This is a genomic window from Paenibacillus intestini, assembly GCF_030803945.1.
GTDB lineage: Bacteria > Bacillota > Bacilli > Paenibacillales > Paenibacillaceae > Paenibacillus > Paenibacillus polysaccharolyticus.
The window spans coordinates 285,383-306,725 of the sequence record NZ_JAURUN010000004.1; the positions used below are offsets into that span (position 1 = coordinate 285,383).

Genomic DNA, 21,343 nt, shown 5'->3' on the forward strand with positions numbered 1-21,343 from the left:
AAGGAACCTTTTAAAAGTAAACACGGCATCCCTTGGAGTTTTGATTTTGTTTTTAGGAAAATGAATTGATGTTTTATCCCGGACTATTTATAGTTTTATGTTTTGGACAATGGTCCGCGTAGCTTTTGTTCGTTTACTCATTCGAAACACTCCTCACTCTATAGAGGTTCTATTACCTCATTAGATATATATCTTCCATTGGTATTTCAGGTATACGTTCTGGCCCGAGTCCGGGATTTTGTCGTAGCTTTGATACAATAGAAACAAGCAGAATGAAAGAGCCTTCGGAATTGATCGAGATTCCAAGGCTCTTTCATGTTTTTTTCTTGTTTATTTTTTGTTTATTGTGTTTTTGTATAATAAACCTGATTTTTGTCGAAATGGGGGACGAGAGCTGTGAATCATCAAAGAAAAGCCAAACAATGGTTGAGGAAGTTGTATATATTGAGCATGGCTTTGATTATTGCATGTTCAAGCATATTAGAAATCCCGGCTTATGCAGCTGAGACCTGGAGTCAATTTGGCCGGATCGGGCCGGTCTTCAGTTCAAACCCCGGAGGTTTTGCCGCTCCCAAAGGAGTGACGGTAGACAGCAGCGGGAATGTGTATGTGGCCGATTCCGGCAACCATCGCATTCAGAAGCTGACCCTATCAACGAATACATGGAGCGAGTGGAAAAAGGTCGGCGGCGGTGCAGGAAGCGGCTTGGGAGAGTTTAACAATCCAACCGCAGTGGCGGTAGACAGCAGCGGGAATGTGTACGTGGCCGATTCTGGCAACCATCGCATACAGAAGCTGACCCTATCGACGAATACATGGAGCGAGTGGAAAAAGGTCGGCGGCGGCAATGGACTCGGTTTGGGCGAGTTTAACAATCCTAGAGGAGTGGCGGTAGACAGCAGCGGGAATGTGTACGTGGCCGATAGTAGCAACCATCGCATTCAGAAGCTGACCCTATCGACGAATACATGGAGCGTGTGGAAAAAGCCCAGTGCCGGCGCAGTCGCAGGAAACGGCTTGGGCGAGTTTAATTTTCCTAATGGAGTGGCGGTAGACAGCAGTGGGAACGTGTATGTGGGTGATAGTAACAACCATCGCATTCAGAAGCTGACCCTGTCGACGAATACATGGAGCGAGTGGAAAAAGGTCGGCGGCGGCGCAGGAGCCGGCTTGGGGGAGTTTAATACTCCAAGAGCAGTGGCGGTAGACGGCAGCGGGAACATCTATGTGGCCGATACTGGCAACCATCGCATTCAGAAGCTGAACGCAGCCACCGGTACATGGAGCGAGTGGGTGAAGAACGGCGGTGGTTCAGGAAACGGCTTGGGCGAATTTATTAATCCAAATGGAGTGGCGGTAGACAACAGTGGGAATGTATATGTGGCCGATGACAGTAATCGCATTCAGAAGCTGAACGCAGCCAACAATACATGGAGCGAGTGGTCTGTATTAGGGCCTGTTAACGGGATTAGTCCGGGCGAGTTTACTTTTCCAAGAGGAGTGGTGGTAGACAGCAGCGGGAATGTGTACGTGGCTGATACTTCCAACCATCGCATACAGAAGCTGAACAAATCCACGAATACATGGAGCGAGTGGAAAAAGGTCGGTGGCGGCAATGGAAGCGGCTTGGGCGAGTTTTACAATCCATTTGGAGTGGCGGTAGACAGCAGCGGGAACGTGTATGTGGCCGATTCCGGCAACCATCGCATTCAGAAGCTGACCCTATCGACGAATACATGGAGCGAGTGGAAAAAGGTCGGCGGTGGCACTGGAACCAGCTTGGGCGAGTTTAATACTCCTTATGGAGTGGCGGTAGACCTTAACGGGAATGTGTACGTGGCCGATTCTGGCAACCATCGCATTCAGAAGCTGACCCTATCGACGAATACATGGAGCGAGTGGAAAAAGGACGGCGGCGGCAATGGAAGCGGTTTGGGAGAGTTTAGCGTTCCAGGTGCAGTGGCGGTGGACCTTAACGGGAATGTGTACGTGGCCGATTCTGGTAACCATCGCATACAGAAGCTGACCCTATCGACGAATACATGGAGCGAGTGGAAAAAGGTCGGCGGCGGCGCAGGAGCCGGCTTGGGTGAGTTTAATACTCCAAGAGCAGTGGCGGTAGACGGCAGCGGGAACATCTATGTGGCCGATACTGGCAACCATCGCATTCAGAAGCTGAACGCAGGAAGCGGTACATGGAGCGAGTGGGTGAAGAGCGGCGGTGGTTCAGGAAACGGCTTGGGCGAGTTTAATACTCCTTATGGAGTGGCGACAGACAACAGCGGGAATGTGTATGTGGCCGATAGTAACAACCACCGCTTACAGAAGCTGGATATGCCTGCATCTGCGATCATTGACTTTGCAAGCACAGCGAAGACGAGCACAACGGTATCGTTCAGTTGGACAGCAGCCAGCGGAGCGACGGCGATCCTCATCGAGCAGTCGCCAGCCGGAGAGAATACATGGACAACAGCCACGAATGGCACGATTGCAACCAATTCGACGACTGCGACGGTAACGGGGCTCAGCGCAGCCACCGCATATGATTTCCGCTTAGTGGTCAACGGCGGGGCGAACACAGGCAACTCGAACACGGTGAGTGTCACGACCGATAATGTACCAACGTACACGATAGCAGAGATAGCGGATCAAACGGCAACGGAACTGACGGCAGGTTACAGTTCGGGCACTCAGGACACGAAAACGATCACGATTACGAAAACCGGCACCGGAGATTTGACAAACGTAGCGACGGCGTTAAGCGGAACCAATGCGACCGACTTTGTAATTACGCAGCCGGGAACGACGACACTAAACAGCGGAACGACATCGACGACGTTTACGGTGAAAGCAAAGGACGGCCTCGCAGCAGGCACGTACACCGCAGCGGTCACGGTATATGCGGACAACATGACGAACGTGACATTTGCGGTTACACAGACGGTGAATCCAGCACCCGTGGCACCCTCTATCACAAGTCAGCCGGGCAACAAGACAGTGACAGCGGGACAAACGGCAACGTTCAGTATAACCGCCAGCGGCGACGCGCCGCTTAGCTACCAGTGGAAGAAAGACGGCAATGCGCTGACAGACGACGAAAACATCAGCGGAGCAACGGCGGCGACCCTAAGCATCAGTAACACGCAATCGGGCGATGCGGGCAGTTATACCGTCGTGGTCACCAATGCAGCGGGGAATGCGTCAAGCAACGCGGCAACTCTGACGGTGAACGCTCTGACCAACGCGGCATCACCAAGCATTGATACACAGCCGACGGGCGCCACGGTTAACGAAGGTGACAGTACCCCGAATTTAAGCGTAGCGGCCAGCGTAAGTGACGGCGGAACGCTGTCCTATCAGTGGTACAGCAATTCCGTGAACAGCACGGTCGGCGGCAATGCAATTGCGGGTGCAACCAGTGCAACCTATGCCGCTCCGACAACATCGACAGGCACGACCTACTATTATGCTGTCGTGACGAACACGAACAACAGCGTCAGCGGCTCCAAGACCGCAACGGCAACGAGCAACATCGCTGCGATCAACGTGAACGCTCTGACCAACGCGGCATCACCAAGCATTGATACGCATCCAGCGGGCACCACGGTTAATGAAGGTGACAGCAGCCCGAACTTGAGCGTAGCGGCCAGCGTAAGTGACGGCGGAACGCTGTCCTACCAGTGGTACAGCAATTCGGTGAACAGCACGATCAGCGGCAATGCAATTGCGGGTGCAACCAGTGCAACCTATGCCGCCCCGACAACATCGACAGGCACGACCTACTATTATGCTGTCGTGACGAACACGAACAACAGCGTCAGCGGCTCCAAGACCGCAACGGCAACGAGCAACATCGCTGCGGTCAACGTGAACGCTCTGACCAACGCGGAATCACCAAGCATTGATACGCATCCGACGGGCGCCACGGTTAACGAAGGTGACAGCAGCCCGAACTTGAGCGTAGCGGCCAGCGTAAGTGACAGCGGAACGCTGTCCTACCAGTGGTACAGCAATTCGGTGAACAGCACGGTCGGCGGCAATGCAATTGCGGGTGCAACCAGTGCAACCTATGCCGCTCCGACAACATCGACAGGCACGACCTACTATTATGCTGTCGTGACGAACACGAACAACAGCGTCAGCGGCTCCAAGACCGCAACGGCAACGAGCAACATCGCTGCGGTCAACGTAAACATCGCGTCTACCCATACGATTGCTCCTATTGCGGATCAAACGTTAGCTGCACTTACTCAAGGTTACGCTGTGGGTACCCAAGAGACAAAAACTATCGACGTAACGAATACTGGCACGTGCGATTTGTCGAATCTGTCGGCAACGGTTAGCGGCATTCATGCTAGCGATTTTGTGATTACGCAACCAAGTACAACGTTAGTGAACGGAGCGACCACGTCAGCCTTTACGGTGAAAGCGAAAGATGGCTTACCAGCGGGAACATATACCGCAACAATAACGTTATCAGCAACCCAAATGACGGATGTGACGTTTACAGTGATGCAAGTTGTGAACATGCCGAACGCACCGGAAAATCCGCAAAACCTTGTGGCTGTCGGTAGAAACGGTGAGGTCACACTAAATTGGAGTACGGTAACGGGAGCGACGTATTACAACCTTTATATGTCGACTGATCCAAGTCAGCTTAGTACCGCTTCGGTTGTTATCATCAATTCCTCTACCTACAATGCACAAAACCTGCTAAACGGCACGACCTATTTCTTTACAGTAAGAGCAGGTAACTCGGGAGGCTTGAGTGGGGAATCGAATCAGGCAAACGCCACCCCTGCAACTGTACCGGCAGCCCCAACAAATGTTTTGGCAGTAGCTGGAAACGGAGAAGCCACCGTAACCTTTACAGCTCCAACCGAGAACGGTGGAAGCCCGATTACGGGGTATGAAGTAACCGATTCATCAGGGAATGCAGTCACAACAGGAGCGGCAAGTCCGATTGTAATTACAGGTTTAACGAATGGAACGAGCTATACATTTACGGTGAAAGCGATCAATGGTCTAGGAAAAAGTACAGCATCCGCTAATTCAAATGCGGTCATTCCGCAAAAGTCATCCGGCGGTAGCACGGTCCCGATCGATACGCCATCCGTGCCTAGTACTCCAACCATCCCGGAGAAAACGAATACGGGAATGGATATACTTGTGAATGGTAAAGCGGAAAATGCGGGGACCGTAGCGAGAACCCAACGAAACGGTCAAACCGTTACAACCGTGTTTGTGGATCAGAAAAAGTTAGAGGACAAGCTTGCTGCGGAAGGCCAAAATGCTGTGGTGGCGATACTTGTAAATGACAAATCCCATGTGACCGTCGGCTCATTGAACGGTCAGATGGTGAAAAACATGGAGGACAAGCAAGCTGTTCTTGAGATCAAAACCGATCGTGCGACCTATACGATTCCAGCGCAACAAATCAATATTAATACGATATCCGAGCAGGTCGGCAAGTCGGTAGCCTTACAAGATATCCAGGTACAAATCGAAATCTCCGAACCAACAACAGATATGGTGAAAGTTGTTGAGAATGCGGCAGCCAAGGGAACGTTCACGCTTGTCGCATCGCCGTTAAACTTTACGGTGAAGGGCATCTACGGAGATAAGACTGTCGAAGTATCGAAGTTTAATGCCTATGTCAAACGAAATATTGTGATTCCGAATGGTGTTGATCCCGGTAAGATTACCACAGGAATTGTTGTTGAGACAGACGGAACCATACGTCATGTTCCGACCAAGATTGTCGTGATTGACGGCAAATATTACGCGCAGATCAATAGCTTAACGAATAGCACGTATTCTCTTGTCTACCATCCGCTCGAATTTGAAGATGTGGCCAAACATTGGGCAAAACAAGCAGTGAGCGACATGGGATCACGGATGATTATCGATGGTACGGGCAATGGTATGTTCAGTCCCGACCGGAATATTACCCGCGCTGAGTTTGCAGCCATCATTGTTCGCGCATTGGGACTCAAGACGGAGAATGGAGCAACCTCATTCTCAGACGTACAATCAACAGATTGGTACAGCAGTGCTGTCAATACTGCTTATGCATACCACTTGATCGGCGGTTTTGAAGATGGTACCTTCCGTCCGATGGACACGATTACACGGGAACAGGCAATGGTGATCCTCTCCAAAGCAATGGCGATTACTAGTCTGAAAGGCAATCTTGCTGTTCAATCGAAAGACGTAATACTTCGTCCTTATGGAGATACGGCAGCTGTGTCTGCATGGGCGCTGAGCAGTGTAGCTGATACTGTAGAGGCTGGCATTGTATCAGGAAGAGGCGGCAATGAGCTTGCACCGAAGGATTACATCACTAGAGCTGAGGTTGCCAAAATTATTCAGGGACTATTGCAAAAATCCGGCTTGATTTAAGCAAGGGGACGACGGCAACTGAATTGTGATTTGGCACAGCTAAGACTCGCAAAGAAGAACTAATTAACTAAAACAAGGTGAGGGACACGTGTCCCTCACCTGTTTATGCTTTTGTAATACACTTGAATCAGATCTTTACTAATAAAAGCATACGGCACACATCACATTTTACATTCCGTCCCCTTCCTCAATCGCCTCACTTACCTTACTGGTTCAACAGATGATCCAGCTCCAATTCCTTGGACACCGCAATCAGAACAACGGCGGGTTCCTCGCCGATATTAGTCACTTCATGGGGTACAATCGCGTTCCATGTAAACGAATCTCCCGCTTCCAGCGTCTCCACATCTTCCCCCTGCTTCGCTTGGATGACACCTTGCAGTACCAGATGGCTCTCTTCCCCCGCATGTTTGCTGATCCCGGTCGAAGCTCCCGCTGGCAGTTCTACTATGGACATACGCATCGCACCTTTTGCCGTTAACTGCTGTACTTTAATCTGCCCGCTACCCGCTGTAGTCTCCTTGCGTTCATGCTTGCGAACCACATTCATACGCTGCTCTGATGTCAACAACAGGTAGGGTAGAGGGACGCCCAGGTAGTCCGCGATGCTTTCTAATGTAGCGATGGACGGTGACGTTTTGTTATTTTCCACATTACTGATAAACCCTTTGGACAACCCTGTCCCCTCACAGAGTTGCATAATCGTAATCTGTTTCTGTTTGCGTATCGTTCGAATGGCCAAGCCAATATCCATGTGACCGCCCTCTCTTCTCTCTAACTACCGTTTCATTGAAATCAAGATTCAACCGTTGACTCTACAAAAACAAGGCGATTGCCGAATGGATCGGTAATGGTCATTTCCCGTGAATCCCAAGGCGTTTTTTGGATACCCGGTCTCGCATATTTATATTTTTGCAAAGAAATCCGCTCATGCAGCTCCTCCAGATGCTCCGTCTCAATGCGTAATGCCGCACCAGGAGTACAGTCTCCGTGATGTTCGGACAGATGAATGACAATCTCATCCTGCGACACCTGCATGTACAGCGGCATATCGGCCTCGAATCGATGCTCCCAGTCCACTTTGAACCCCAAGTAATCCATGTAAAATTCCTTTGCCTTCGCTTCATCAAAAATTCTAAGAATAGGTACGATATGTTTCATCATCTTCTTCACGTCCTCCTCTAAAGAAATAAAAGCACAATAATTCTTATTTCAAGTTCCCTTATACAAAACATATTTTCATCATACAAAAAAAGTGTTGACCCTACAATGAAAGCATGATAGATTTTGTTCATAAATAAGAATATTATTTTCACATAGGTGAACTTTTTATTTTTAGTTTAATCCATGTCATTACTTCTTTCCACTCTTTTTGCTTCATTGGTTTGATCTATGCATTGGTTTGATATTTGCATTCATTTTATACATTCGATTTATCACAACTCATCTTTCACCTGGAGGTGTATTGGTTTGAATTCTACTTATATTCATGAGGTGAAGTTACCTCCACATTACGATAAAACCCAGCAATATCCTGTTATTTTTGCCTTGCACGGCATGGGATCAGATGAGCAGGACATGCTTCGCTTGATGGAACCTCTGTCTACCGATTTCATGATTGTTGCCATTCGTGGGCCTATTGTACAGGGCGGAGGTTATGCTTATTTTCAGATCAAAAGCATAGGCAATCCCGTTCGCGAGTTATATGATGCCTCGGTTCAAGGACTGCAACAGCTCATCATCGAGCTGTCGGCTCAATATGCCATTGATCCTGCACGGCGTTATATCGCCGGATTCAGTCAGGGCGGCATCATGGCGATGACGCTTGCCTTGGTCATGGGGGATGCCATCAAAGGCATCGTGGCTATGAGCGGATACATTCCGCAGTTTGTGAAGGAAGAATATGCTTTGCAGCCTTCATCCAATCTGTCCGCTTTTATCTCACACGGTGATCAGGATCACCTTTTCCCGTTACATCTGGGTGAAGATAATGCTTCGTTTTTCCGGAATCATACGAATCAAGTTACTTATGTGCCGTACAGCGGGGGCCACCATGTAACTCCTGAGTTATATGCCAAACTCCAACACTTCCTTCGGACGGATGCTGGGGTATCTACAGAAGATACGAAAGGAATGACTGAATCATGATGCCATCATTGTTTATCGCCCACGGCGCTCCTTCACTTGCACTGGAGGAGAATGCGTACACTGAATTTTTGCAAAAACTTGGGCAGGATCTGCCCAAGCCTAAGGCAATCGTCCTGTTCTCCGCTCACTGGGAATCGACTACACAGCTCGTATCTGCTGTAACCGGCTCATATGACACGATCTATGATTTCGGTGGTTTTCAACCCGAACTGTACCAGATCAAATATCCAGCGCAAGGACATGCAGAAACAACCGCTGAGATCGTTAAGTTGTTCACCGAAGCGGGAATATCAGTGCAGACGGATGAGATGCGCGGCCTGGATCATGGAGCATGGGTTGTACTGCGCCTGCTCTATCCCGAGGCAGATGTTCCTGTAATCGCTCTGTCCGTTAACCGTTATCTGACGGGTGAGCAGCAGTATCAGGTAGGCCAAGCACTCGCTTCTTTGCGTGAGCAAGATGTTCTTGTCATTGGCAGCGGCGGAACCGTGCATAACCTGCGCCGACTGAACTGGGAAAATCAAGGTGTGGACTCCTGGGCTATGGAATTCGACAGCTGGCTCCAAGATAAGCTTGAGCACTGGGATACGGATGCCCTCTTCGCATATGACAAGCTTGCTCCATCTGCACAGGCAGCGGTTCCTACGCCAGAGCATTTTGTGCCAATCCTGATCGCCATGGGTGCAGGAGATGAGAAGAAACAAGCCTCTCTCTTGTTCCGGGCATATCAGCTGGGTAATCTGAGTTTGTCCTGCTGGAGATTTGAATAACAAAACATGAGATCGATTTAAAACCAATAGACCACATAGAGACCAAAGCGTGAGTCACAGGGTAACCCTGCTGCTCACGCTTTTTTTTTGAGATATTGTTAGGTGGTTGAATGCAACTACATAGACCACAAGTGCACTTTTACACTTCCATATTCATTCGTTATTTAGGACTCCCGCTTGGGTCTATGGTTTCTTGTTCGAGTTTCCTGAGTAAATCTATACTAGTGGGAAACCATCTCATCAACAGATTTATTAGATGAGTATGACATGCGAACGCTCATAAGGAGGCGAAACATGATGTCAGAACCAAAGTCAGAACAACGGATCGATGAGCTCATGCAAGAGTTGATGGAACTGCTGGAAGAAAAGGTGCAGGATGAGGAAAACCAGGAGTTGCTGGAGGCCTACCGCGAACAGGAAGGAACAACCGATGAGGAGCTTGACGCGTTCGAGCAATATTACAGTATACGTCTACCGGCAGATTTCCGGGCATTCTACAAACGTAAAAATGGCAGCGGATATGCCTTTCACATCCTTTTTCCAGGTGATGCCGCACAAAATGAAGATATGGTCTTCTACATGTTATCGCTTGAACAAATGAAGAGAGAACATGACGGTACTGTAGAGATTCGGATGGAAGACTATTTTTCCGAAGAAGAAATGCTTGAACTGGACCCGCGAATCAAGCCTTATTTGCATCAGAAATCATGGATCACCTTTGGCAAGCTGGGAGGCGGATCGCTGTATTTGATGTTGGATTTTGACCCAACAGAGCAAGGAACATATGGACAGATTATTATATTCAAACATGATCCTGACTTTGTCTATTACGTGGCTGAAACCTTCATCGAATTGCTGGAGCAATCCAATCGTAATTTGCGTGAGATCGATGTGATCGAATACTAAGTCAAATTGAATGACAAACAATTATATTAACAGCCGTTATCGTCTGGATAGTGATATGACCATTGTTTCATAATGCTGGGAGTTGTAAAGGCGGTTATAATAACATTTAGTGGAAATGCACAAGCTACCGGAAGAAGGACTGTCTTTCTACACCAACTACATATCTGGGAGGAACTACCGAAGTGGCTGAACAACCGAAGTCAGAGAGCTTTATGTCTCTCGTCAAAAAAGGCAACACATCCTCTGCTGTAGCCATGGCGGGTAACGCCATACTTGCACTATGTAAAGGAGGAGCCTTTATATTCAGTGGCAGCGGCGCCATGTTCGCGTCAGCGATGCATTCACTGGCCGATGCCATTAACCAAGGGTTTGTATTTGTCGGAAGTGTATTATCCGAGAAAAAACCTACACGCCGCTTCCCGACCGGATTCGGACGGGTCATCAACATTTTCTGTATGATTGCCGTAATTGTGGTGACGATTATGGCCTATGAGACCATTCACGAAGGCATTCACCTGCTCCAGCATCCTGCTGGTCACTCAGGGGGACTGTGGATCAACATTGGTGTGCTTGTGCTTAATATTGTGATCGATGGAGCCATCCTCATCAAAGCCATGAAGGAAATTTTGAAAGAAGCTCGTGCGCCCAAAGCGACAGGGTTTGCCCTGGTGCCTGCAGCGATTAAAAATGTAGGACGCGCTGCACCTCCAACCCGCCTTGTATTTTACGAGGACGTTGTAGCTGTGCTTGGAGCAACGCTTGCGCTCGTTTCTGTTGTTGTCATTGCACTGACAAACTTCGCTTTGCTAGATGGTATTGTCACCACCATCATCGGATGCCTGATGATTGCCGTTGCTTTCCGTGTCGGCTACGACAACATGATTGGCCTGATCGGTGTCGCCGCACCGCAGGATATTGAGGACAAAGTGTCCCAGACAATTCTGGCAGACAGCCATGTAGCTGATATCCAGATGATGCGCATCATTCAAGAGGGCCGGTATTACCATGTTGAGGGTCTGATTGAGCTGACTAAGGGACTCAGCCTAGCGGATGCGGATGATATCAAGTTCCGGATTCAGGAAAAACTGATGACAAACCCGGATATTGCTGACGCGGCGATCTCGATCATTGAAGACGACGGCGTGAACAGCTGGGGAAAGAAACATTCGGATGTGTTGAAAAAGTAGCGAAAAAGCAGGTTAACAACTGACTTATCGCTGCTTCATCTGCACAACAAAGAAACGAAGCAGGAAGTGCTCTGCCTCGTTTCTTTGTGTTATTGATCCTTTTCTTTGCTCTAATCCTTTGTTCCTCACTCTTTATGAACGATTCTCATTTGATATTCCTATCCCTATTAGATCATCGTGCCTGCCTCATCCCCATTTCCATCACCTTACCCAGCCATTTCTGACGAAACGCTTCCGTGGACTTGCGGATTGGACTAATCTCGGTTACACGTACAGGGGATACCCCACTGAATTGAAGGACGTTGGATTTCATGACCCGATGACCTGCCCGTCTGTATACCAATGCATTGTAGAACCAAGGGGTGTCCATCGTCACAATAAGCTGTGCAGACTTACCTTTCAACAATTTGTCCCAGAGCGGTGAGTTGTCCCGATACCTCATAGCAAACCCGGGCAGGAAAATCCGATCAATAAAACCTTTCAACACAGCGGGCATCGTTCCCCACCACGTCGGATACACAAATACCAAATGATCTGCCCAGCGAATGAGTTCCTGTGCCTTCAGCAGATCAGGCTCGAGCTCTGTCCGCTGACGATAGCCGTATCGGAGATTAAGATTGAACTCGATCTCGCTCAGATCGATCATCTCCACCGTCCCACCTGATTTTCGTGCGCCCTCTGCGTAGGATTCTGACAGTGCCTTGCAATAACTCTGTGGATCGGGATGACCGTTAATGATGAGAATTTTATTTGCATTCATACGTATATTCCTCCTGTATAATATAGTTCATGAAGGCCGATGAAACGGACATATCACAAGCATATAGTGAAGGTAGGTATAAACAAATGATCAACGACGCCAAATCATTGCGGATTCGTGCAAACGGGAGGACTTATGAAACATCTTAACCAGAGTGTCCCGATATCCATGGTATATCCTATTTTAAAAACACTGGTACACAAAGGTTTTGAAACGGAATCCTTTTTCAAAGACATCGATGTAGATCCCTTCATCTTGGAGAACCCGGATGCCCGGATTCCCGTCACTGAATTGGAACGGATCATGCGGCGTGCTGCTGATTATGCAAACGATCCATACTTTGGATTAAACCAGGGTGGGCGGCTGGATTTTGCGGATTTAAGTCTGCCCGGATATGTCATGATGCACTCCAAAACGATTGGTGACGCACTTAGCGCGTACCAGCGGTATAACGATATTTTATATAGTGGATTTCAACTGGAGTGGAAGGTCGATGGACCGGATGTGATCATTCAGTTATCTGTTGAAAATGAAGAAATCCCCATGTCTCGCCATTGCGTAGAGGATATGACTGTATCGGTATTACATCTGATCAACAAGCTGGCGAATCACCGGGCCGTGGTACGAGAAGTTCAATTCCGTCACGAAGCCCCTGTCGAGGCAGGTGATCTGTCTGTTTACGTGAACTCCCTTGGGGTCACTCCCGAGTTTGGTGCTACCCAAACCCTTCTGCGTCTATCCAAAGAGGTCCTGACGTTGCCCGTTTTATATTCGGATGCCAGGATGTTGAAGGTTTTCGAGTCGATGGCAGAGGAGACCCGAGCAGACCTGTATGCCTCTCAGCCTTTCTCCAGCAAAGTAAGCCGTTGGATCACGGAAAGTCTGCCTTCCTTCTTCCCCACATTACAACACACGGCAGCACATCTCGGCGTGAGCATTCGCACACTCCAGAGCAGATTGCGTGAAGAAGGTACAACGTTTAACGAAATCTCCGTTCAGGTACGGAAGGAAATGGCACTACGTTACTTACAAAGAGGCAACTATGCTGTCGTCGATATCGCCTATGCCCTTCATTTTTCGGAACAAAGTGCCTTCCAGAATGCGTTCAAAAAGTGGACGGGACAGACCCCGGGTCAATACCGGGCTAATCTGGGGACTCGGCAGGGATAGGATCGCAACCCCATACCTAGACTTTAGTCTAGGTATGGTTTAACGCCAAAGACGGAGGTTCCCCTTTTCCAGTTCGTGGTATGCTGTATATAACGAAAGTGATGTTACATAATGCACGGATGGAAGATTCCATATTCAAAAGGAGAGAAATTATGGCTAAACGTACGATTCTTGCACCTGTCCTGATTTTGCTCGGTGTATACCTGATTCTGAATCAAGGCGGCACAATGGGCCCAGGCACAATCTTTGGTACTTTCTGGCCTACGTTATTTGTGATTCCGCTCGGACTGTTCTTCCACTGGTTATACTTCTCCATGATTGGCCGTGGCGTTGGATTGCTCGTTCCAGGCGGCTTGCTGCTGACCGTCGGTATTGTATGCCAGATCGCGATGCTGTTTGGTAACTGGGGTACGATGTGGCCGGGCTTCATTCTGGCGCCAGCGGTCGGTTTGTTTGAACTCTACTGGTTTGGCGGCAAAAATAAATGGTTGCTGATTCCGATTAATATTCTGACGGTTCTTTCCCTATTGTTCTTCACTGTCATGTCGATCGGTTCCGTACTGAGCAACATGAGCTATATTCAACCGTTTGTGGCCATTCTGCTGATTGTGGGCGGAGCGTATATCATCATGGGGCGCAAAAAGCCTATGTAGTGGCATGATATCCGATGAATTGGACGACTAGATTTCACTAAGCCACTCCGGGGACAGAACAACTGCGGATTGCTGTTACCCCCGGATTTTTTTGAATCTCCTATCTGATGAGAAAATCCAGTTGTAAAGGCGAGCGCTTCGCTTCCTTCGTTTGTCCTGTCCCCTCCGTTAACGTGTAATCTCATATCCATCGGATATCGCACTTCAAAGCTATTGCTTTAGAGCAGGTAAAAGAAAAGGAACATCCCTGATCCATACGTGATCAAGGGATGTTTTTATTTATTTTTGTTGTTCTTATTAGGGTGAAACTGCCTGTTCATTGGGTTTCGATTGCATAGCTATGTTGTATTTGATCCAGAAGAAAAGGATCAGAGGCAGGGCTGCGTTGGACGCGACAAAAAAAATCAGTGAAGGTATTCCGGCAAGTGGCATGTAGCTTATGCCTGTCACTTGAACGAACAACTGCTCGCCGTTTGGGCCGTCAGAGAACAGGATGGATGATGCCCCGTTCCAGCCTAGATGGCTACCTACTGCAAGAGCCATAGAACCGGTTTTGGCATACGCATATGCCCAAACCAAGCCCATGATAAAGGTCGTTATAAATACAATGAGCATAACCGGGATGTTTCCGAACACACCGTCCGTGAACCAGTGATACATCCCAAAAGCCATGGAAGAAAATACGATTCCCCATCGGACTCCTAACCCGTGAATCATAAGTACAAGCAGTGCACCACGGAAAAGCAATTCCTCAAACCAGACCGACTTGAAGTTCCACCAACTGGCTATCAAAAAATCAGCCCAGGAATATTCGGGGTCTAGCTTCCAGTTTGACATGGTGACCAGAGATTCTGTCCAGTGAACTGCCGAGGAAACGAGGATACCCAAAAGTAAGGCTATCGCAAATTGCTGGAGACGTAGACCTGCCGGACGATACCCGAGCACAGACAACGGTTGCTTGATCGTGAAACGAAGCAAGAGCCAAGATAACAGAACAAGCACGATCATGCCTAACATCACGAACCTCCTTCCCGCTTCATTTTAAGTAAAACAATTGAATTCAAACATCACATCTACACCGTCAGAGTTTCCGTTCCGTTCTCTTTCATCCCGTTCCGTTCCCTCTATCCCGATATACTTTTCATATTCGGGGTTATGGGCTTTAGTACGCACGGGTGTAAATAAAGTTCCCGGCAATCCGAATTCTCAGAGCCCGCGCCGGAATAAATCCAACGTCAAATACCCCCTGAAGCCACCAATAGGCTCAGGGGGTATTTGACGTTGCACTTGTTGTGTTCGTTGCAGTTCCCGCAGTTTGCGGAGACTGGAGGACAATTATTTACTATGCATCTTAAACTCCAGAAACAGGTCGTTATAATGCGATAGCATTTTTTTGCCCAGATTGTTGTAAACCTCCAGCTTGCTTGTCAGTGTCTCGTCTGGATAGAAGCGTTCATCCTGCGAGATATCTTCTGGCAACAGCTTAAGTGCCTCCGCATTCGGTGTCGAGTATCCCACGTACTCTGCGTTGCGTGCAGCATGATCCGGGTCCAGCATAAAGTTGATAAACTGGTGCGCGCCGTCTACGTTTTTAGCTGTTTTCGGGATGACCATGCTGTCGAACCAGAGATTTGAACCTTCCTCCGGTACCTTGTAATCCAGCTTGTCGTTCTGATCCATAATCTCCGATGCGTCCCCAGACCATACGAGTCCAACCGCGGCTTCTTCGTTCGCAAGCAACATTTTGATCTCGTCTCCAACGATGGCTCTTACGTTAGGAGTCAGGGTAGACAGCTTTTTGAGTGCAGCCTGAAGATGATCTTCATTCGTATCATTAAGTGAGTACCCCAGGCTATTCAGCCCCATACCGATGACCTCACGAGCACCATCGAGCAACAGGATCTGATTTTTCAGACGCGGGTCCCATAGGTCATTCCAGCTGTCAAATGTCAGGCCACCCACCAGTTCCGGGTTATACACAATACCAACGGTTCCCCAGAAATACGGGATAGAGAATTGGTTATCTGGATCATAGTTCAAGTTCAGGAACCGGGAATCGATGTTTTTCAGGTTAGGCAGCTTGTTGTGGTCAATCGGAACGAGCAGGTTCTCTTCTTTCATTTTGCTAATCGCATATTCAGAAGGAATCGCCACGTCAAACGTTGTGCCGCCCTGTTCAATCTTGGTCAGCATCGCTTCATTGGAATCAAACGTCTGATAGATGACCTTCATGCCAGATTCTTCTTCGAATTCCTTCAAAAGGTCAGGGTCGATATAATCACCCCAGTTGTAGATCGTCAGCGTGTTTCCGCCGGAATATCCCTGACTTTTGTTCAGATACGAAGCCAAAATCATCAGGGCGAATGCGGCCACAAACACAAGCGCGAATGTCCGTACCAACTGTTTCATGGACGCAGCCCCTTTCCTCCGGCTGGAATGCGTGATGCACGGCGGTTAATGAAGTAATATCCGACCACCAGCAACACCGTGAGCAGGAACAATAGGGTAGACAACGCATTAATCGACAGCGATACGCCCTGCCTTGCTCTGGAGTAAATCTCCACTGAAAGCGTGGAGTATCCGTTCCCTGTCACAAAGAAGGTTACGGCAAAGTCGTCGAGCGAGTACGTCAAAGCCATGAAAAATCCAGCAAAAATACCGGGTTTCACGTAAGGCAGTACCACACGCGTTAGAATTTGCCATGAACCCGCGCCTAGGTCACGAGCCGCATCCATCAAGGTTGGACTCATCTCCTGCAGCTTCGGTAGCACCATGATGACCACAATCGGCACACTGAATGCGATATGGGACAGCAATACCGACGTAAAGCCGAGTTTGATGCCAATCATCGTAAACAAAATCAGGAATGATGCACCGATAATGACATCGGGGCTAACAATCAACACGTTGTTTAGAGATAACAGTGTGTTTTTGGTCCGTTTACGACGTACATGATAAATCGCCAGTGCCCCTGCCACACCCAGAATGGTTGAAATCGCTGAGGACAACAGCGCGATAATAAACGTATTCAAGACAATAATGAGCAGCCGGGTGTCCGCAAAAACTTCTCTGTACCATTCCAGTGTAAAGCCTTCGAACCCCCGCATATGGCCACCACTATTGAATGAATAGAAAATCAGATAGGCAATCGGCGCGTACAAAATGGCGAACACAACCGCCAGATAGACGTTAGACAGCTTTCCGTTTCTTCCCATTTCGCACCTCCTTCTTGCCTGATCCGGTCAGAAACATAATGACTGCCATCGCGATAATCAAAAAGACGGCAATCGTCGAACCCATGCCCCAGTCCTGGGTAACGAGAAAATGTTGCTCAATCGCTGTACCCAGCGTAATAACACGGTTCCCCGCGATGAGGCGGGTAATCATAAACAGGGACAACGCCGGGATAAATACGGCCTGACAGCCTGATTTCACTCCGCTGATCGTCAGCGGGAAGATCACACGGCGGAACGTCAGCCACGATGAAGCGCCGAGATCCCGTGCAGCATAGATTAGGGACGGATTCATCTCCTCCAGCGCGTTAAAGATCGGCAGAATCATAAAGGGAATGAAGATGTACACCGAAACAAAGATAAAGCTGAAATCAGTGAACAAAATCTGTTGTGTCCCAATGCCCACCACTTCCAGCAGAGAGTTGGTCAGACCGTATGTGCCGAAAAGGCCAATAAAGGCGTACGCTTTTAACAACAGATTGATCCAGCTTGGCAAAATGATCAGCAACAACCACAGTTGCTTATGCTTCGTCCGGGTCAGCATATACGCCGTTGGATACGAGATAAGTAGCGAGAACGCCGTAATTAGAAATGCATACCAGAATGAACTGAGCGTCATCTGCATATACACTGGCGTAAAAAACCGCGCATAGTTGCCAAGCGTGAAGTTACCCTCCACATCAAAGAACGAATAATAAATGACCAGCAGCACCGGCGCTACAACGAACAACACCATCCATAACACATAGGGAATCAGATACGCATTGCGCGTGCTGGCTTTAGTCTGCATGAGCGGCCTCTTGGTAAGCTTCGAGTCGTCTGTCGAACTCTTCCTCAGTTTCGTTAAAACGCATAACATGAATGGCTTCCGGGTCAAAATAAAGCCCGATGCGCGATCCGACGGCCGCTTTCTTCGTCGAATGAATCAACCATTCGTTGCCTGCGTCATCGTAGGTCGATATTTCGTAATGCACGCCGCGGAACAGCTGCGAATCCACCTTAACCTTAAGCTTGCCCTGCTCCTCGGTTGTGATCTCGAAGTCCTCCGGGCGGATGACGATCTCAACAGGCTCGTCAGGCTGCAAACCCTGATCGACACATTCATACTGAGCACCTGCAAACTCAACCACAAAGTCCTGCTTCATCTTGCCGGCCACGATATTCGACTCTCCGATAAAGTCCGCGACAAAGCGGTTAATCGGCTCATCATATATATCATTCGGCGTACCACTCTGCTGAATGACACCACCGTTCAGGACAAAAATTTCATCGGACATCGCGAGTGCTTCTTCCTGGTCATGCGTGACAAAAATAAACGTAATGCCCAGCCGTTGCTGCAGCTCTCGCAACTCGTACTGCATCTCGGTACGAAGCTTCAGGTCGAGAGCCGACAAAGGCTCGTCCAGCAGCAAAATTTCCGGCTCGTTCACAATTGCGCGGGCAATCGCCACACGCTGGCGCTGTCCGCCGGACATCTCGCCAATCTCCCGGTTCTCGTAGCCGGATAGATTGACAAACTTGAGAGCTTCGAGCACTTTGCTACGAATCTCGGATGTTTTCATTTTTTTAATCCGCAAGCCAAAGGCTACGTTCTCGAATACATTCAAATGCGGAAATAACGCATAGTCCTGAAATACCGTATTCACCTGACGCTGATGCGCAGGAACCTTGTTAATCAATGCGCCGTTAAAATAAATGCTGCCCTCCGTCGGCTCCGCAAAGCCGGCAATCAGCCTTAATATCGTTGTTTTACCGCAACCGGACGGGCCGAGAAGCGTATAAAATTTTCCACGTTCAATCTCAAAGCTGACAGCTTTTAATACAGCCTCATCCTGGTCATATTGCTGTGTCACCCTCTCGAACCGGATGATCGGTTGTTGTTCTGACATGCTTCACGTCGCCCCCTTATCCTTGGGTTTATCCTAAGAAACCTTACCTATTATACACGACTTTAATTAAGCCATATCTCGAATATGAATAATTTACCCCATTTTCTTTTGTTTTGAAAGGTCAAGCGCGCACGTTAAAGATATAATATGGCAATAAATCTATTTTCTTATTAATTAGTCTTCTATACAAACGAATTAATAGATTCGGAATAGTATAACGTATATCCATCACAAGGAGGTATTCTTCATGGCTAACTACTTGTCCCCACACTCTCCAAAAAGTAAAGCTGCAAACAAAAGCAAACTGGTATCCAAAAACCGCGCAAAAAACAAATCTAAAAACAACGCAGGTAACACAAGCAAGTCAGAGCATATCCAGGAAACTGTCGTTAACGTCATTCTGCCTGAATCTAAAGAGAAAGATACACATCACCACCACCATCATCCACACAATCATCATCACCATCACTGCAATCCCGGCTGCAATCCTTACTGGTAATCTATCTATTTCAATATTTTAGCCTGTCCATGTGAATTGATAGATTCAAAAAAATAAAACGTATATTAATGAAGGAGGCTTTACCATGACTAACTTCTTCTCACCGCTCTCTCCAAAAAGCAAAGCTGCCAACAAAAGCAAACTCATCTCTAAAAATCGTGCGAAAAACAAATCTAAAAACAATGCAGAAAACACAAACCATGCAACACATATTCAAAAAACCGTTGTTAACGTTGTTATACCTGACCATGAAAATAAACACCCTCACCATCATCACTGATGGGAAAAACTGTTCAGCATTGATGTAAATTTCACAGCATAAGTCTCAGACGAAGACGTAGCAGTTACATCTGCTACGTTCCTTTTTGAGTTATTTTAATTTTTCGAAGTGATTCCAAAAGAATGAATGACGCCGGGACTCCATATCATGGAGTTGAGGTGAGGAAGACCATGGAAATGCGTCGTAATTTACCCCTTTTGATGAGTGTCTGTTTTCTTAGCCAGATGGGGGGATTTATGATTCTGCCCCTCTTTCCGATATATATCGACCAACTTGGCCTATCTGGTTGGGAGATGGGGTTCATTTTCGGATTGTTCTATTTAGGTAAAGTAGTCGGCGGGCTCCCTGCCTCTGCGCTCTATCGCCATGTAGGGGTCAAAATATCTCTCGTCCTTATGCTGCTGATGCTCGCTATATGTACAGCCGGTTTTGCCATTGCCTCTACGCCCCTGTTCCTTGGCCTGTTGCGGCTATTGCAAGGAATGGCTTCAACCGGGCTGACCGTCATCGTACGCTCCATCATCAGTGACGAAGGAAATAGCGATAACCGGGGACTATACAACGGATACATCAGCAGTAGTGAGGGTGGGGGCATGATCCTGGGGCCGGTCATCAGCGGCTGGCTTACGCTCCACGTACCGCTGTCCGTTCCGTTCTGGCTGGTTGCATGCTGTTGTCTGATCGCCATGGTTGTTGTTATGGGTATGCAAAACAAAACAACGTATGGATCATCTGGCTCAATACCTATTCTAGAGTCGAAGGATAGTGAAGTTCTTTCTTCGGCTCCTGCAGATCAAACTTCACGTCAAGAAAAGATTGCTCAGGAGTATGCCTCCAATAATACACAGTCTCGCTCAAGCAGTGGCACAGGTCCTATTCCTGTCCCACTTACAGGATACATAACGGTGCATGTCCTGGAGATGAGTGCCTATGCCGTTTTCTTGACGTATTTTGCACTCTATGCAACTCAAATCATGCAGTGGGATACCTTCTCTGCCAGTCTGGCCTTTACCATAGCCGGAATTTCTACGCTTGCGGCTGCCCCTTTTGTCGGTTTTCTCTCCGACCGCTTGGGTGATCGGCTCCTGATGTGCATGCTGGGCATGTTCCTGATCGGGGTTGAAGTCATTGTTTTTCTAAGTACTTCTGTCCACCTCTGGGTGTACATTGGCATGTTCGTCGGTGGCATTGGCGGGGCTTGTTACATGGATTCCTTTTTTGCACATATTGGGGATCACACTCCTGAAGTGAATCGAAGCTCTGTCATTGGTAAAATTGTCTCGTCTGCGGAGATCGGCTCTATGGTATCTCCTCTACTCGCAGCACTCCTGATGGAGACCTTGTCTCTATATGCTGTATTTGTCTTTAATCTTGTTCTGATCGCGGCAGCCATAGCCGTTCAAGCCATCATGCGAAGCAGGCATCGGATGAAAGAGAGCTGAGAGG

At 48.2% G+C, this 21,343-nt stretch carries 18 protein-coding genes; 10 read left to right on the top strand and 8 right to left on the bottom strand.

Annotated elements, in window-relative coordinates; genetic code table 11:
- Positions 1 to 396 precede the first annotated feature (396 nt).
- Positions 397 to 6,402 (top strand): S-layer homology domain-containing protein, encoded by a 6,006-nt coding sequence (locus tag J2T16_RS14475; RefSeq protein ID WP_499018575.1) that lies wholly within the window; start codon positions 397 to 399, stop codon positions 6,400 to 6,402.
- A gap of 205 nt (positions 6,403 to 6,607) precedes the next feature.
- Here the strand turns inward: J2T16_RS14475 and J2T16_RS14480 are convergent, their stop codons facing one another.
- Together J2T16_RS14480 and J2T16_RS14485 are read right to left on the bottom strand one after the other, a co-directional pair.
- A complete protein-coding gene (locus tag J2T16_RS14480) occupies positions 6,608 to 7,156 on the bottom strand; it encodes a helix-turn-helix domain-containing protein (RefSeq protein WP_154959444.1) in 549 nt (182 codons plus the stop codon).
- Positions 7,157 to 7,197: 41 nt separating this feature from the next.
- Positions 7,198 to 7,563: a glyoxalase superfamily protein gene (locus tag J2T16_RS14485; protein ID WP_336122773.1), complete on the bottom strand. Its 366-nt coding sequence runs from the start codon at positions 7,561 to 7,563 to the stop codon at positions 7,198 to 7,200.
- Between the two features lie 309 nt (positions 7,564 to 7,872).
- On the opposite strand from J2T16_RS14485, the gene J2T16_RS14490 reads away from it, so the two are divergent.
- The 4 genes from J2T16_RS14490 to J2T16_RS14505 all read left to right on the top strand — a co-directional run bounded on the left by J2T16_RS14490 (position 7,873) and on the right by J2T16_RS14505 (position 11,413).
- Positions 7,873 to 8,550 (top strand): alpha/beta hydrolase, encoded by a 678-nt coding sequence (locus J2T16_RS14490; protein ID WP_499018576.1) that lies wholly within the window; start codon positions 7,873 to 7,875, stop codon positions 8,548 to 8,550.
- Positions 8,547 to 9,320 (top strand): DODA-type extradiol aromatic ring-opening family dioxygenase, encoded by a 774-nt coding sequence (locus J2T16_RS14495; protein ID WP_499018577.1) that lies wholly within the window; start codon positions 8,547 to 8,549, stop codon positions 9,318 to 9,320. Before J2T16_RS14490 ends, J2T16_RS14495 begins: the two co-directional genes overlap by 4 nt.
- A gap of 297 nt (positions 9,321 to 9,617) precedes the next feature.
- Positions 9,618 to 10,226 carry an SMI1/KNR4 family protein gene (locus J2T16_RS14500; RefSeq protein ID WP_499018578.1) on the top strand — a complete coding sequence of 203 codons (609 nt, stop codon included), beginning with the start codon at positions 9,618 to 9,620 and terminating at the stop codon, positions 10,224 to 10,226.
- A gap of 182 nt (positions 10,227 to 10,408) precedes the next feature.
- Entirely contained in the window at positions 10,409 to 11,413 is a 1,005-nt protein-coding gene (locus J2T16_RS14505) for a cation diffusion facilitator family transporter (RefSeq protein ID WP_253499466.1), read from the top strand.
- Positions 11,414 to 11,585: 172 nt separating this feature from the next.
- Here J2T16_RS14505 and J2T16_RS14510 read toward each other — a convergent pair whose 3' ends face one another.
- The gene (locus tag J2T16_RS14510; protein ID WP_090924117.1) at positions 11,586 to 12,173 is read right to left on the bottom strand and encodes an NAD(P)H-dependent oxidoreductase; all 588 of its coding nucleotides are present in this window, start codon (positions 12,171 to 12,173) and stop codon (positions 11,586 to 11,588) included.
- Positions 12,174 to 12,308: 135 nt separating this feature from the next.
- On the opposite strand from J2T16_RS14510, the gene J2T16_RS14515 reads away from it, so the two are divergent.
- Positions 12,309 to 13,343: an AraC family transcriptional regulator gene (locus J2T16_RS14515; protein WP_336121708.1), complete on the top strand. Its 1,035-nt coding sequence runs from the start codon at positions 12,309 to 12,311 to the stop codon at positions 13,341 to 13,343.
- Positions 13,344 to 13,495: 152 nt separating this feature from the next.
- Complete coding sequence (locus J2T16_RS14520; protein WP_154890251.1) at positions 13,496 to 13,996, top strand: hypothetical protein; 501 nt, start codon at positions 13,496 to 13,498, stop codon at positions 13,994 to 13,996.
- A 297-nt stretch (positions 13,997 to 14,293) separates the two neighbouring features.
- On the opposite strand, the gene J2T16_RS14525 is transcribed toward J2T16_RS14520, so the two are convergent.
- The 5 genes from J2T16_RS14525 to J2T16_RS14545 all read right to left on the bottom strand — a co-directional run bounded on the left by J2T16_RS14525 (position 14,294) and on the right by J2T16_RS14545 (position 19,118).
- Positions 14,294 to 15,013 carry a CPBP family intramembrane glutamic endopeptidase gene (locus J2T16_RS14525; protein WP_336121707.1) on the bottom strand — a complete coding sequence of 240 codons (720 nt, stop codon included), beginning with the start codon at positions 15,011 to 15,013 and terminating at the stop codon, positions 14,294 to 14,296.
- A gap of 318 nt (positions 15,014 to 15,331) precedes the next feature.
- Positions 15,332 to 16,405, bottom strand: a complete 1,074-nt coding sequence (locus J2T16_RS14530; RefSeq protein WP_090924112.1) for an ABC transporter substrate-binding protein — start codon at positions 16,403 to 16,405, stop codon at positions 15,332 to 15,334.
- A complete protein-coding gene (locus J2T16_RS14535) occupies positions 16,402 to 17,211 on the bottom strand; it encodes an ABC transporter permease (protein WP_090924111.1) in 810 nt (269 codons plus the stop codon). The genes J2T16_RS14530 and J2T16_RS14535 overlap by 4 nt, the downstream gene beginning before the upstream one ends.
- Entirely contained in the window at positions 17,186 to 18,019 is an 834-nt protein-coding gene (locus J2T16_RS14540; protein ID WP_090924110.1) for an ABC transporter permease, read from the bottom strand. The genes J2T16_RS14535 and J2T16_RS14540 overlap by 26 nt, the downstream gene beginning before the upstream one ends.
- Positions 18,009 to 19,118 carry an ABC transporter ATP-binding protein gene (locus J2T16_RS14545; RefSeq protein ID WP_090924109.1) on the bottom strand — a complete coding sequence of 370 codons (1,110 nt, stop codon included), beginning with the start codon at positions 19,116 to 19,118 and terminating at the stop codon, positions 18,009 to 18,011. The genes J2T16_RS14540 and J2T16_RS14545 overlap by 11 nt, the downstream gene beginning before the upstream one ends.
- A 247-nt stretch (positions 19,119 to 19,365) precedes the next feature.
- Here J2T16_RS14545 and J2T16_RS14550 point away from each other — a divergent pair, with 247 nt between their 5' ends.
- The 3 genes from J2T16_RS14550 to J2T16_RS14560 all read left to right on the top strand — a co-directional run bounded on the left by J2T16_RS14550 (position 19,366) and on the right by J2T16_RS14560 (position 21,339).
- Positions 19,366 to 19,617: a hypothetical protein gene (locus tag J2T16_RS14550; protein WP_090924108.1), complete on the top strand. Its 252-nt coding sequence runs from the start codon at positions 19,366 to 19,368 to the stop codon at positions 19,615 to 19,617.
- An 85-nt stretch (positions 19,618 to 19,702) separates the two neighbouring features.
- Positions 19,703 to 19,897 carry a hypothetical protein gene (locus tag J2T16_RS14555; protein ID WP_090924107.1) on the top strand — a complete coding sequence of 65 codons (195 nt, stop codon included), beginning with the start codon at positions 19,703 to 19,705 and terminating at the stop codon, positions 19,895 to 19,897.
- A 200-nt stretch (positions 19,898 to 20,097) separates the two neighbouring features.
- Positions 20,098 to 21,339 (top strand): MFS transporter, encoded by a 1,242-nt coding sequence (locus tag J2T16_RS14560; RefSeq protein WP_221789659.1) that lies wholly within the window; start codon positions 20,098 to 20,100, stop codon positions 21,337 to 21,339.
- Positions 21,340 to 21,343: the final 4 nt, after the last annotated feature.